This is a genomic window from Maridesulfovibrio salexigens DSM 2638 (assembly GCF_000023445.1).
GTDB classification, from domain to species: domain Bacteria; phylum Desulfobacterota; class Desulfovibrionia; order Desulfovibrionales; family Desulfovibrionaceae; genus Maridesulfovibrio; species Maridesulfovibrio salexigens.
In genome coordinates, this window is sequence record NC_012881.1 from 636,194 (window position 1) to 650,340 (window position 14,147).

At 45.3% G+C, this 14,147-nt stretch carries 12 protein-coding genes; 6 read left to right on the forward strand and 6 right to left on the reverse strand.

From position 1 onward, the window contains the following. The first annotated feature begins 81 nt into the window (after positions 1–81). A complete protein-coding gene (locus tag DESAL_RS02930) occupies positions 82–1,005 on the forward strand; it encodes a DMT family transporter (RefSeq protein WP_015850469.1) in 924 nt (307 codons plus the stop codon). A 160-nt stretch (positions 1,006–1,165) separates the two neighbouring features. Here the strand turns inward: DESAL_RS02930 and ychF are convergent, their stop codons facing one another. From ychF to DESAL_RS19585, 4 genes are all read right to left on the reverse strand, one after another. Then, the gene (gene ychF, locus DESAL_RS02935; RefSeq protein ID WP_015850470.1) at positions 1,166–2,266 is read right to left on the reverse strand and encodes a redox-regulated ATPase YchF; all 1,101 of its coding nucleotides are present in this window, start codon (positions 2,264–2,266) and stop codon (positions 1,166–1,168) included. 226 nt (positions 2,267–2,492) lie between these two features. Beyond that, complete coding sequence (locus DESAL_RS02940) at positions 2,493–3,302, reverse strand: glycosyltransferase (protein WP_015850471.1); 810 nt, start codon at positions 3,300–3,302, stop codon at positions 2,493–2,495. Between the two features lie 21 nt (positions 3,303–3,323). Beyond that, positions 3,324–4,784: a class I SAM-dependent methyltransferase gene (locus DESAL_RS02945; protein WP_015850472.1), complete on the reverse strand. Its 1,461-nt coding sequence runs from the start codon at positions 4,782–4,784 to the stop codon at positions 3,324–3,326. Positions 4,785–4,954: 170 nt separating this feature from the next. Beyond that, complete coding sequence (locus tag DESAL_RS19585) at positions 4,955–6,124, reverse strand: glycosyltransferase family protein (RefSeq protein WP_049760003.1); 1,170 nt, start codon at positions 6,122–6,124, stop codon at positions 4,955–4,957. A 1,024-nt stretch (positions 6,125–7,148) separates the two neighbouring features. On the opposite strand from DESAL_RS19585, the gene DESAL_RS02955 reads away from it, so the two are divergent. The 3 genes from DESAL_RS02955 to DESAL_RS02965 are packed head-to-tail and all read left to right on the forward strand — an operon-like array spanning position 7,149 to position 10,163. Further along, positions 7,149–8,210, forward strand: a complete 1,062-nt coding sequence (locus tag DESAL_RS02955) for a Gfo/Idh/MocA family protein (protein WP_015850474.1) — start codon at positions 7,149–7,151, stop codon at positions 8,208–8,210. A 2-nt stretch (positions 8,211–8,212) separates the two neighbouring features. Next, entirely contained in the window at positions 8,213–9,031 is an 819-nt protein-coding gene (locus DESAL_RS02960; protein WP_015850475.1) for a formyltransferase family protein, read from the forward strand. A gap of 19 nt (positions 9,032–9,050) precedes the next feature. Beyond that, positions 9,051–10,163: a DegT/DnrJ/EryC1/StrS family aminotransferase gene (locus DESAL_RS02965; RefSeq protein ID WP_015850476.1), complete on the forward strand. Its 1,113-nt coding sequence runs from the start codon at positions 9,051–9,053 to the stop codon at positions 10,161–10,163. An 18-nt stretch (positions 10,164–10,181) separates the two neighbouring features. Here the strand turns inward: DESAL_RS02965 and DESAL_RS02970 are convergent, their stop codons facing one another. Further along, positions 10,182–11,534 carry a hypothetical protein gene (locus DESAL_RS02970; RefSeq protein WP_015850477.1) on the reverse strand — a complete coding sequence of 451 codons (1,353 nt, stop codon included), beginning with the start codon at positions 11,532–11,534 and terminating at the stop codon, positions 10,182–10,184. 183 nt (positions 11,535–11,717) lie between these two features. Here DESAL_RS02970 and DESAL_RS02975 point away from each other — a divergent pair, with 183 nt between their 5' ends. Continuing rightward, positions 11,718–12,899, forward strand: a complete 1,182-nt coding sequence (locus DESAL_RS02975; RefSeq protein WP_015850478.1) for a BaiN/RdsA family NAD(P)/FAD-dependent oxidoreductase — start codon at positions 11,718–11,720, stop codon at positions 12,897–12,899. A 14-nt stretch (positions 12,900–12,913) separates the two neighbouring features. After that, entirely contained in the window at positions 12,914–13,669 is a 756-nt protein-coding gene (locus tag DESAL_RS02980; protein WP_015850479.1) for a GNAT family N-acetyltransferase, read from the forward strand. On the opposite strand, the gene DESAL_RS02985 is transcribed toward DESAL_RS02980, so the two are convergent. Beyond that, positions 13,666–14,037, reverse strand: coding sequence for a response regulator (locus DESAL_RS02985; RefSeq protein ID WP_015850480.1), 372 nt, complete (start codon positions 14,035–14,037; stop codon positions 13,666–13,668). The two genes, DESAL_RS02980 and DESAL_RS02985, sit on opposite strands and share 4 nt — an antisense overlap. Positions 14,038–14,147 lie beyond the last annotated feature (110 nt).

The window sequence follows — 14,147 nt, forward strand, 5'->3', positions numbered from 1 at the left end:
CTCTTTGCATCTTTTCGCTGTTGAAATATTGTGCCGCACCGTATGCGTTGTGTGCTGCGAATAATTTTGAAGGATAGAAAAATGATTAATCTGAAATCAACCACAAGTCTCGGAATAGCGCAGGTTCTTGCTGGATCGGCACTAATCTCACTTGTGGGTATTTTTATAAAAATCATGGTTGTGGATTATGGGCAGCCGATATTGGTGGTTACGTTCTGGCGCAACCTGTTTGTCTGCACTCTTCTTATGACCGGTCTGAAGATTTTTAAACCTCATCTTTTAAAATTTGAGCGGGAAAATTTAGGACTGCTAGCCTTATATGGAGTAGTCCTGACAGGATTGAACGGGATATGGGGATGGTCGGTTTACTTTAACGGGGCCGGGGTATCAACGGTTCTTGTATACATTTCCGTTCCGTTGACTGTGCTGGCGCAGTGGTGGCTTGGTGGAGACAAGCCTACTTTGAGAATTGTTCCGTCTATAGGGTTTTGTCTTTTAGGTTGCGCTATGGTCTGCGGGCTGCACGGTTTTTCTGATTTTGCACTGACTCCTTTGGGGATGTTAACCGGCCTTTTGTCCGGTGTTTTTTATTCCGCATACGCCCTGTTCGGGAGGGAGTGTGCCGAGCGGAATATCCATCCGCTAAGCGTGCTAATGCATGTTTTTGGAATTGCAGCAATTTACATGCTAATTCTAAACCTTACGGTTCAAGGAGTGATCCCCGGTACGGCACCAACTCCTGCTGATATTTTCATGCCAGGAGTGGACTGGAAGGGCTGGGCCTGTGTTCTGACCTTAGCAATAGGTCCATCCATGACCGGATGGAGCCTGATAAATGCAAGCCTGACTCACTTATCTCCGTCAGTAGTCAATATTTTGCTGACCACCGAACCTATGATGACAGCTCTGGCTGCGATTCCAATACTGGGCGAATATATGACGCTGGAGCAATGGGCCGGATGTTTCCTGATTGTGATCGGCGTGATTGTGCTTAAGAAAAGATAAGAAAACCCCGCAATATCAAGCAAGATATTGCGGGGTTAATTGTAAGCAAGTCTTAACTAACGAAGCGGCGAAGCCTAATAGAAGTTTTTGAAGAGTCCAGAGAAATTTTTTTCAAAAAGTTTCTTTGGTCCCCGAATGGCCGCCGGAGGCTAATGCAACATTAAACATTAAACAGGAAGTGAATAACATCGCCGTCTTTAACGATGTATTCCTTACCTTCTGAACGGAGCACGCCAGCTGCGCGGCAGGCAGCTTCGGAGCCGTTCTTGATGTAGTCTTCGTAGCCGATAACTTCAGCGCGGATGAAGCCGCGTTCGAAGTCGGTGTGGATGGCTGCTGCTGCACGGGGGGCTTTGTCGCCGTCATGGATGGTCCATGCGCGTACTTCCTTAACACCGGCGGTGAAGTAGCTGATCATGCCCAGAGTATGAAAACCGGTGCGGATGATCTTTGCCAGACCGGATTCGGTTACACCGTAGGATTCGAGGAATTCGGTGTATTCTTCTTCATCGAGCCCGACAAGTTCTTCTTCCATCTTAGCGGAAATTTTTACGAATTCAGCACCGCGCTCTTCAGCAAGAGCTCTTACTTTCTTAACGTAGTTGTTGTCTTCGGTGAGACCTTCTTCGTCAACGTTGGCGCAGTAGATCACGTTTTTGGCGGTGATCAGGCGCAGGTCGCGGAGCATCTCGGTCATGATGTCTGTTTCGAGGTCTCCGTAAGTGTTTACGGGGTTGCCTTCGTTGAGGTGCTCAAGAAGTTTTTCAGCTTCGGCAATTTTAGGACCGAGGGTCTTGTCGCCCTTGATTTTTTTCTTCATGCCCTCGATACGGGTATCCAGAGCCTGAACATCTGCGAGGATCAGCTCGGTTTCGATTACATCGATGTCGCGCAGGGGATCAACGGAGTTGGCAACGTGTATTACGTCATCGTTGTCAAAGCAGCGCACAACGTGGAGGATTGCCTGAGTTTCGCGGATGTTACCGAGAAATTTGTTACCAAGGCCTTCACCCTTGCTAGCGCCTTCAACCAGACCTGCGATGTCGATGAAGTCAACTGTGGACTGCTGTACGCGCTGGGGATTAACCAGCTCGGCCAGCTTGTCGATGCGCTCGTCCGGGACGGGCACAACAGCCTTGTTGGGTTCAATGGTACAGAAAGCGTAGTTCGCGCTTTCCGCGTTCTGAGCCTTGGTCAGGGCGTTGAAAAGTGTGGATTTACCGACGTTGGGCAGTCCCACGATACCGATACTGAGAGCCATAATAAATTCTCCTAAAAAAATATAAATTCCTCTCCACGCCGCAAACATCCCGCACATGCAACGTTGGTTGCATGAAAAAATGAATTTATACGGGGTATTGTGCCGTGAAAGGTGAAAAATCGTTTTCTTTATCTATAAAGATAATATCACGTGTTGCGGCCCCTCAATACCCGTCTTTGCGGGGATGGGCAAGTGTTGAGTTTGGGGGAGGGGGGGGAGTAGCCCCTTAGTGAGGCTCTGAATCATTTATGGGAACCTTGAATCCCAGTTGAGCAAGAGAAACACCCATTTCGACTCTTTTGGCATCACGGATATACCACTTCAGTTGCTCTTCCCTGTTGCTGATACCTTTTTCTCCCATTGAAATGACCGACATCTCACGGTGTTTAGTGTAGGCCAGATTGTATTCACTTAAAGGGTCGTCGAAATGTTCGACCAGGAGCAGAGGGTAAAGGTATCCGTTAAGGTACCCACTACGGGCTATTGCCTGCTGGTATTCGGTCCAGCCAGTTGTTTTCTTTGTTTGATCTATAGCAAGGTAACCGTGTTGTTGTTGCACCGTTTTGCGTAGCAGATAGCAGCATCCTCCAATGAAAGCATCAGGGATCAGAGAAACTCCATCCACTGAGAAGATTCGGCGTTTGAGTGCTTCCTGATCAACATATGCCAAATTGAAATGGAATCCGCCGACCACACCAAGCTTGTCTGACTTTTTATGGGCTTCCAGCAGGCGTGCAAGCCATCCTTCCGGGACAAGTGTGTCATTGTCCACTTTACCTACAAATTGGGCTTTCGATGTTTTCCAGAAGACATTGGTTGGCAACGAAAGACCGATGTTTTCAGAATTGAAGAGGATTTTTTTTATTGTCCCTTTATACTTTTTTTGCATTGCCTTGAGGTATTCCACCGTGCCGTCAGTTGAACCGTTGTCTATAATCGTCAACGAAAATTCCGCGCCGGCATTTTCGATTAGAGCTGGGAGCGTTATTTTTGTGTACGCAATTCGGTTGAATGTCAGGTATAGGATGTCAATCATCGGGAACCTCTGAGCCTTTATTTATTTGTAGAATGTGCGATGCCTAAGGTCGTAATCCCGTTGTTCTTCAGGCGTGCTTCTACGCTTCTCAAGAGTAACGGTCATACTGTCTATGGCTCTTGGGGTATGCAAAAGTTTTTCGAGGCTTTGCTGTTGCTGGTGCATTTGTTTTCCGAGATCACTTGGGACATAAGAAAGATCTTTCACAAAAAAACGGTAATCCCGCCAGCCTACGTACCAGCACCAGTCCGTATAATATCTCAAACTCATTTCATTGAAGGCCCGGACATGGGTGGGGTCCTGCCATGCTCCATATGATAAATCGTAGGGAACCTGTACCTTCAGCCTTCCGCCTTCGCAAAGTAATTCAAGAAAGTTGGTCATTGTGAGAATCAAGTCGGGTACATGCTCCAAAACGTCATTGGCAATAATTTCTTCAAAATAATTTTTTGGAAGCGTGATATTGCCGAATCTCTTTGTTTTGTATGTTTTCTCATGATCTAAGTCTGCTGACAAATCTAACAAAATGTCAGGGGTCCATGCAGGGTTGATATCTACGTTTAGATATCCTTCCATGAAATCTTTGCCTGAACCGGCATTGAATCGTTTGGGGATGTTTACTTCCTGTGACGGGGAAGGAACCGCTTTACGGGTAACCTCGGCAAGGATCTCCGGGTAGCTCATTTTGGAGAAAATAGAAAAGCCCTGTTCGCCCTGGCTCAGACATTTTTCTTGATTATCCAAAAGTTTCTCGATGGTGTCAGCGAGTTCTTCGTAAGGAGCAAAGCAGCATGATTCTTCGTACCTTGAGGGCACAGTGGTGTCCTCATTGCGCTCACAAACAACAGTTTTTTTGTTGGCAAAGAGAAAACTGTTGCGAACTTCTTCAAATATTCCCGGTGTGTAATAATGCATGTTAAGGACTATCTTGGATCTGGCAATATAAAAATTGCGTTCATGACCAAAGACCCTTTCGATGGCTTTTACTTTTATCCCGCGTTGTTGGAGTTGTCTGATGATTTCCTGTCTCCGGGGATTCATCGCACCGTAGAAAAGAACATCAATGTCCTTAGGGTAATTTTCATCAATGCATTGCATCTGGGGGACATGACCAAGTGGGACATGATGCACCTTGGTTGCATTGAAGTTTCGTTCCAATGTTTCTACGTTGCGCTTGCTGTATTCCCATACGGTGAATTTGCAAAGAGATTCAATGTAATGTGGTCTAAGAGCTTTGCTTCCTTTAACTATCTGCTCGAAATTATATATAATAGAGTTGTCCGGTATCTCTTGGAGCGGATAGTTTGGCTTGTCCTGAAGTCCAAATATAATGTTTACAGCATCTTTTGAAATCTTATTCTCTGCTATATCAACTGAATACCCAAGAGCGGAAATAGCATCGCGTAATGGGTAAATAACATCTTCGATTGAACGCCAGTAGATAGAATCGGGATTAGACAGTACGACAATGCTAAAATCCATATTGGGCCTTCACTAAGTAGTTGGTTGGTTTATAAATGAAAATAGAACGGTATATTGTTTTGCATAAGCTTGACAAACAGACCTGCTTAGTCGAGGCGGTGTCGTTTATTGATGTATAAGTGTGCAAATTATAATTTCTGTTTATCGTCTTAGGTGTTTTCCCAGCTCTGTTATATTCCCAGACAGTTATCGTCCCTATAGAAAATGGAAGTGCAGCTACCTACATTCAATACCATTGAGGCTAGCCCGGTAAGGCGTAATTCTTTAAAGCCAGCATCCTTAATAAATTGCCGTCCCGGCATGTATTCCAGACGGTCAGTGTTGTCGAAGACAATTACGCCGGACGGGGAGAGTGAAGATAAAGAATTGTATGCACAGTTCACCCTGTCACGACCATCAATAACAATGATGTCGAACTTGATATTTTTGATCATTGCGACAGTCTTACTGTAATCTCCTCCCGGTTCTAAGCGTTGCAAAACAGGGCGTACGTGATCGGGGAATTGGGATTTCATGGTGTTGAACCATTGTTCGTTGTGTTCAACCACTACTACGCGTTTAGCCCGTTTTGCCCACCAGAGGGTACTGCTTCCACATCCGTATTCAAATACAGTGCATCCATATGGCGCACGTTCCTCCAGCAGGTTGACCGCCGGATAGGATAACCAAGGTAATGGCGCCCCGTCATCATCTACAATCGCCTGACGGTGGTAGCTTGAAAACCATCCCATTTTTTTTAGGTAACTATTGGAAATGATTTCCTGAAACATTGTGTTGGGATTAAATGACTTCGGTTCATTCGGGGCTACAACTTCATAAGGCCGTGGTTTGATCGCGGGTTTATTCAATCTCTTTTCAGCAATATCCATAAATTTTTCAGCATTGCGTTTCATATTGTATTCAGTCAGGCAGCGATTCTGTCCTGCAGACGCAATGCGGTCCCGTTCTTCGGGATTGGCTATGAAATGGCGAATCCTTTTAACTAAATCATCTGGGTCCTTATAAGGCACGATCTCTTTTTCCCACTCGAACCAACGTGATACACCATCCAGCGCCAATACCAGAGATCCACATCCGGTAGCTTCAAACAGACGCATGCTGCAGTTGTCATTTTCGCTGATATCTTCAATGGGATAGCCATGTCGGTCAGACAGGAATACCGGGGTTCTTGAATCAAGAACCATACGTCCGCGACGCAGACAGCGCATGGCATCCAAGCCAAAGACAGGTTCCCGGAGATAGGGGACCATATGAGGGGTCAGATGGCTGAAGTCTCCAGAGAGATGCAGAGCAAGCGAGAAGCCGTATTGTCTGGCCGCTCTTGCTACAGTATCCAGCATAGCTATGCGGCGTGCTCCTGTGAGTGAACCAACAAATACGACATCTGTATCTTGGGGAATTGATATTAATTCTTTGACTAAACTTAATGGAAATCCGGGTGAAAACATCTCGGCGGATTTTGCTCCAAGTTTGGGCGCGTAATCTATTATGCTGGGCATGCTTGTGAGGATAACGTCAAAAGCTGACCAGTCCCAGTTGTTTTGTAATGTCGCGCAACGCCAACTGACCACCAGTTTAGGTTGATGTGTCAGTCGGTCACGTAGCGCGCTATTAAATGTATATGGACTGAATACATACAAAATGTCAGGTTTGAATTTATCAATGCGCCTGCGTAGAAGGTCAGTTTCCCAGCCAGGTTGAAGGCTTGAGGATAGCCCTTGTTCTTTAAGCCATGCACTTTGCAGGTATGCCGCATTAGAGAACGTCAATTCTTGAACGCATCCAAGCTCTTCCGTGTAAGGAGATATGATGTGTGGAGCGAAAAAACCGTAATTAGTTAAAGCCTCGTTCTGAGTTTTGTAGTCCATTGAGGCCATATTAGGATTGTAGGCATAAAAATGGTCAATGAAATTTCTGTAAGTTGATATAGTCTGCATTACGCGCAGAGGCTTGGAGGCTTCGTGGGGCATAGTTGTTGTCCTGCGTTTATTCGTTTAACGGGAGCTTTGCCATTTTGTTGACTTAGTTATATTTATCTGAATTAAGTAGAGGACCTATACCTACCGCCTGACAGGTCTCAATTTTCATGTCGAAGCATATGTCCAACTTAGATAAATGTAAATTCTAACGTTATTTAATTTGGCTATCTGTGCAAAATTTAATATTTCTGTGTGCGATAATTCCGAGTATTGATATATTGCAAATTGGGAGTGAGTTGGTGGTTTATTAACTACATAGTCCGCCCCTTTATGTTGGACAGGAAGAAGTATAAGGGTATATAGAAATTAGTAATAGGCCTAGTAACGCTGGTGAATTTTTTACGGTTTGTTCTGTTTTGATTGATAAATAATTAAGGAGTTCCTCGTGCAGAATTTCGTTTTGATGGGGTGTGGGCGTATAGCGCAACGTTATGCCCAGATTCTTGCAGAGAAAAAGGTTAACGGGGGGAGTATTATTGCTCTCTGCGATACAGATGAAGAGCGGGCTAGGAAACTTGGACAGAAGTATTCACTGCCATGGTATACAGACGCTCATGAAATGATGTCTGAAATGAAAGACAAAGTTGATGTTATCGCGATATTGACCGAGAGCGGACTCCACGCAAAGCATACTCTGGAAATGGCCCAATACGGTAAGCATATTGTGGTTGAGAAACCTATGGCTTTGCGGCTTGAAGATGCGGACGCTATGATTCATGCTTGTGACCAAGCTGAAGTCAAGCTTTTTGTAGTCAAGCAGAACAGACTTAATTATCCGGTCATTAAAATGCGTGAAGCTCTGGAAAACGGGAGGTTCGGGAAGATCGTTATGGGAACGGTCCGCGTAAGATGGTGCCGCCCGCAGACCTATTATGATCAGGATTCATGGCGGGGTACATGGGCTATGGATGGTGGTGTATTTGCCAATCAGGCCAGCCACCATGTGGATTTATTAGAATGGATGCTTGGAGAGCCTATTTCGGTGTATGCCAAAAGCCGTACAGCGCTTGTAGACATTGAAGTAGAAGACACCGGAGTGGCAGTTATTACCTTCGCTAGTGGTGCTATTGGAGTTATTGAGGCGACTAATGCCACCCGGCCTAAGGATCTGGAGGGGTCAATATCTATCCTAGGAGAGACAGGAACTGTAGAGATTGGCGGATTTGCAGTCAACGAGATGAAAGTCTGGAATTTTGAAACCCCGGAAGAAGGGGACGAAGACGTTCTTACTCGCTACAAGACAAATCCGCCGGATGTCTATGGTTTTGGTCACATTTCCTATCTTGAGCATGTTGTAAATTGTATTGAACAGGGAAGTCCTTCTCTTGTAGACGGACTTGAGGGACGGAAGTCACTGGAATTAATCAATGCAATTTATGAATCCATTGAAACAGGGCGTGAGGTCAAGATGCGCTTTCAGCCAAAACGTTGCAGGCTTGGAGGCTAGTATTGGTCGGTGATAGTCCAAAGAAAATTTTTTTTATGGGACGAAAATTGGTCGCAACAGAGTGCTTTCGTTCTTTGTTAGACCTCCACATATCAGGAGAAGTACATATCGTTGGGGTCCTTTCTAGTCCTCATGTGCTTGATGGTGTGGAAAACGTTCCTTCTTTATGTGCTGAGTATGAAGTACCGATTTTATCGTCTCTCGACGATTTCTTGAAGGTTGATGATGTTGACATCCTTATTTCCGTTCAGTTTGGCGAGATTCTAAAACGGGTGCATTTGGAAAAAGCCTTGGAAATAAACGTTAATTTGCATATGGCTCCATTGCCGGAATATCGAGGGTGTAACCAATTCTCCCATGCTATACTTGATGGGAAGAAGATTTTTGGCACAACACTTCATGTTATTGATGAACAGATTGACCATGGGGACATCCTTTTTGAAAAACGTTTTCCCATACCTGAAGATTGTTGGGTAGAGGAGTTGTATTCAATGACTTTATCGGCATCTATTGGTTTGTTTCGCGAATCTATCAGGCCGTTAGTAGCTGGTGAATATAGATGTGTTCCTCAATGTGAGCTTATTGAAGAACGTGGAACTTCCTTGCATTTTCGTAAAGAAATGAATGGACTCAAAAATATTGATCTGAGCAAGGGCATGGAGCACGCGCAAACGGCTTTGAGGGCCACAAGTATGCCAGGATTTTCTCCTCCGTTTGTTGAATTGAATGGAGAAAAAGTTTATTTAGTCGCAGAGCGTTATGTTTGTAATACCCGAGGTTTGTTGTGTACTCCAATGAAGAGTTCGTTGAAGCCTAGCTAAGTTTATGAAGGTTAAAAAAATGTATATCCCTTTTGCTGATCTGAGTAGCCAATACCGCTCCCTGCAGCCGGAAATTGATCTTGCCATGAAGCAGGTGATAGAGAAATGTGCCTTTATTAACGGTCCCTATGCCCACAAATTTGAAGAGGAATTCGCTCAGTTTTGTGCGGCTGATTTTTGTGTCGGGGTAGGCAATGGTACAGACGCTCTGTTTGTCGCACTAAAAGGATTGGGGGTCGGTCCCGGCGATGAAGTGTTGGTTCCGGCAATGACCTTTATTGCCACCGCAGAGGCCGTGAGCATGGCCGGGGCAAAGCCCGTCTTCGTTGATGTAGACCCGGAAAACGGGACTATGGATGTTGCTGACCTGCGCGCTAAGATTTCTCAGGCTTCAAAAGCAGTTATTCCGGTGCATCTTTATGGGCATCCTGCGGATATGGAGGCTATTGAGCCGTTGGCGCGTGAAAATGGATTGTTTATTGTTCAGGACGCAGCGCAGGCTCACGGCGCAACTGTCGGAGGGCGTTCTCTTTCTGCTTTCGGCGATTGCGCCTGTTACAGCTTTTATCCCGGCAAGAATTTAGGTGCTTATGGGGATGCAGGTGCAATTGTAACCGGTGATGCAGTTTTAGCGGAGCGAATGCGCAAGTTCGCCAATCACGGCCGTAAAGACAAATATGATCATCAGTTCGAAGGCGTGAATTCACGTATGGACGGTCTTCAGGCCGCAGTTCTTTCCGTGAAGCTAAAGCATCTTAAGGACTGGACAGACCGAAGGCGGGCTGTTGCTGCAGTTTATGATCGTGAGTTGAGCGGAATTGAAGGCTTCAAGCTCTTAAAACGCCGGGTTTGGGCTGGGCATGTTTATCATCTCTACGTTGTCCGTTGCAATGACCGGGAAGCCCTGAGCGATTATCTTGCCGAAAATGGAGTGGCATCTGGAATTCATTATCCAGTAGCAGTCCCTTTCATGGAGGCGTATGAATGTTACGGACATACGCACGAAGATTTCCCTGCCGCCTATGCAATGCAGGAGTCAATTCTGTCTCTGCCCATGTATGCGGAACTCAGTGAGGATAGTGCCTTGCGGGTTTGTGAAGTTGTGCGGGGATATTTTGCTGGAGCTGAATAGTTTGAATTAGACTGGTTTTTATTCTTCGGTGTCTTTGTCGTCTTCGTCTGATTCAGCTTGCTTGGCTTTAGCTTCTTGTTCTTCTTGGCAGACTTGTTCTACGAAGTCTTGGAACCAGTCTTTGTAGTCTGGGTGGTTGCGGATGTTGTCGAGGTCGGGGGCTGATTTTATGTGGTTGCAGGGGGGCAAACTTACAGCAAATTTTTTGGATTTGGTTAGTAACTGTTTGCATTCTTCAAGATTATTCTGCATGGCTGCTATGCAAGAGAGATTGTAGGCTCCTGAGCCTTCTTTGATTGCTTCTGCATGTTTACATTTCTCTTTACCTGTATTTAAAAATTCGAAGTCAAGTTCAGGGTAGAGTGAAGCTAGTTTGATTAAGTTGTTACCCCAGTTAGTCCAGATAGTTGCGTTGTCTGGTAGCAATAAGGTTGCTTTTTCGTAAAAATTGTTTGCTTTGATGTATGATTCCTTGGCCTTTTGTTTGTCTAATGTCAGTTGTGCTCTTTTTGAGTAGAGTTGCGCAAGCTTAAACGAGCTAGCTATTTCTTTGGGGTTTTCTTGTGCAATTGCTTTCCATATAGTGATGGCTTTGTCGTATTCTCCAAAACATTCATGTAGAAATGCTTTTGCTTTCATTCTGAAAGGGGCAAAAGCAGATGACCTGTTTGCGACATCTTTTATTGCCTCTTTTGTTTTTTCATCCATTTTTTCATCAGTTAAGTTTTCGCTATACTCTTTAACCTTTAGTTCCGCTTCATCGAGCACTTCTCCTGTTCTATACGCATTCTGTTCGCATACCCTTTGCATTTTATTACATTGAGCAACTAATTCATTTAGCTGTTTTCGTTTTTCTGATATGAGCCTTTCTAGTTCCTTTTTAAATTCATTTTTGTCTTTATCAATATTTTGTTTATGCTCTTCAGCATTTTTTCTAAGTTCTAATATGGTTGCTGATATTTCCTTGTCGAATGCTTCTTTTGCTTCCTTAGTCTCTGCCTTTAATTCAGTACGATTTTGTTTGTTACTGCGAGTAAACCATGCTGCTATTCCAGCCATATACAGCCCAATAACACCGGAACAAAACATCAAAGCGTAATACCAATAGGTGGAAACATTCTCTCTATTCGTGACCCAATCTTTAACTTCCTCCAATCGATCATTACTATTCTGAATCTGCAATTTTTGAGTTGCATCACTATTTTTTATTTCAACTTCAAGTTTGAAAATTTTATTTCTCAACTCTTGAACTTCGCGGGCAGTAGCAGGTGCTTCAATCGCAGCCCCAACACCCCCACAAACCCCCAAAACCAAAACAAGGGCAAGCATCATCCCAAATAAAACACGTACAAATCCATTTCCCCGACGCATATATTTCACCCCAACTAAATGAACTTCTTAATTAAATCTTATCTATAAATAAAAACTTCATCCTTTTACAAGATCATCCATATTCCGTCCAGCATGCAGAATAGAAAAGTGGATACTCCGCCAGCAGATCAGACTACCATTTTCCCCTTTACCCAACCCCCAAACCAGCCTACAACCTCCCTCATGAGCAATACCTCTTCAAAATATGATGTAATTATCCTCGGCGCGGGCGCGTCCGGACTTTATTGTGCCATGCATGCTGCTGCGCGCGGGCGTAAGGTGCTGGTGCTGGACCATTCCGGTAAGGCTGGGCGTAAGATCCGTGTTGCCGGTGGCGGCAAGTGTAACTTTACCAATATGGATGTTGCGGCGGATAACTATATTTCCGCGAACCCCCATTTCGTGAAGTCTGCTTTGGCTCGGCACAATCAGTGGGATTTCATTTCCTTTGTTGCTGAAACCGGCATTGAATACGAGGAGCGCGAAGACGGGCAGCTTTTTACCCTTGAGGGTGCCGGGCTTATTGCCGGACTGCTGGTTTCCAAATGCCACCGTGCAGGTGTGGAAACTCTGCTGGATCGCCAGATTGAAGAGGTTAGCGGCGAAGGACCGTTTATGGTTCGCAGTGGTTCTCAGGTATTCGAGGCTGAGTCTCTGGTTGTGGCGCTGGGGTCTCCGGCTTGGCCTCAAGTTGGAGCTTCTGCTTTCGGATACAAACTTGCCGAGCAGTACGGGCTCAAGACGATTCCGGCTCGTCCTTCTTTGGTCCCGTTTACCATCAGCGGACGGGACGGGAAGTTCTGCAAGGAGCTGAGCGGCAATGCTTTGCCTGTGGAAATTACCTGTGAGAAAAGCACTTTTGCGGGCGATATGCTCTTTACCCATAAAGGAATTTCCGGTCCGGCGGTGCTTCAGATTTCTAACTACTGGCGGCGCGGTTCGGCTCTGACCATCAATTTGCTGCCTACTCATAATATTTCGGAATTGTTTGAATCTCATAAAGGCGAGAATGTTGCCCTGCATAATTTTCTGGCGCGCTACTTTACCCGAAAGATGGTTGGGTTGTTGCTGGAAGGGCAGGACGGTGAGACTCCGGTCAGCCAGTTGACTAAGAAGCGGCAGCTTGCCCTTGCTGAGCGCATTCATTCATGGGTGGTTAAGCCGCAGGGAACAGAAGGTTTTGCTAAGGCAGAGGTCGCGGCAGGCGGCGTTGACACTTCGGAGATTTCATCAAAGACTATGGAAAGCAAGAAAGTCCCCGGACTTTATTTCGTCGGCGAAGTGCTTGACGTAACCGGATGGCTGGGCGGCTACAACCTGCAATGGGCATGGTCTTCGGGGTATGCGGCTGGACAGTTTGTGTAGAGCAGGGAGCACCCATGACCGATATTAGATCTGTTGACACAATTCCGCAGGATTTGCGCAATGAATATCTGGATTCATTGCCTGAGGCTCAGGACCTTTATCTTGAGGAATTGGTTCGCGATGGAGCTGTCTGGTTGATGGGTAATATGGGCTACGCAGTGGTTAGCGGAACTTCCCTTGTAGAATTTTTAGTGTCTAAGAAGTATCGGGAAAAGTCGGTTGTTCTTTTTGAGGCTCTTGTGGATTACTGCCGCATAACGCAGGTTCTATGTAAGTCATTTGATCGGGATATGTCATTTGTTGCATTCAGCCGTCCTGCGCGGGTAAGCACCGTGGGGCTTATGTTCAGGGAGATTGCAGATAACTCATTTTGTGAAGTGAAAGACCGGATAATGCGCTCTGCAAATGCAGCTGATCTGGATGTGATTGAGATATTTGATGACGGCTTTTTTAGTAGCCGTGCTGAAATTGATCACTATTTCACCGAAGGTGATCTGTATGTGCTTGATTGTGCCGGAAGTATTCGAGGTTGCGGAATTGTTACCCCGGTGATTCACGGTCAGAGTTACATGGATATCGGAATGCTCGTGGCACCTGAATTCAGAAATCAGGGAAATGGTGCTTATATTGTGTCATTCCTGAAGTCTCTTCTGCTGAAACAGGGATACACTCCCATATGTAGTTGCAGCATTGAAAATACTGCTTCCGCAAAGGCTTTGCAGCGGGCAGGTTTTGTTTGTGGATACCGGGTTCTGAAAATTGAATTTTAATCTTCAGTTGCAACCTTTATAACTTCCAGAAGGTTGTTGAAATCGAAAGGCTTGCAGATGTAGTGTCTAATTCCGGCCTGTTTGAATTCTTTATAGGCATCGGAATAACAATGTCCGGTCATGGCTATGATGGGCGTTTTTGACTTTTCACCGAAGACAAATTCATCACGGATTCTTTCTATAGCTTCATAGCCGTCCATCTCGGGCATCTGGATATCCATCAGGATGCAGTCGAAATCAGATTCGTCCAGTCGGTCAAGGGCTTCTTGTCCGTTGGAGGCAACTACTACTTTGTAGCCGTGTTTTTCAAGCAAACGTGAAGCGGATAGAGCATTAATCTTTTCGTCATCAACAAGCAGTATTTTCATGATCGCATACTAATAAGAAAGAACCTTTGCTGTAAAGATAAAGTCAGAATAAAACCCCGTTTTCCACTGGAAAACGGGGTTTCTTTGTAAGCAATTAACAGCCCGTAAGG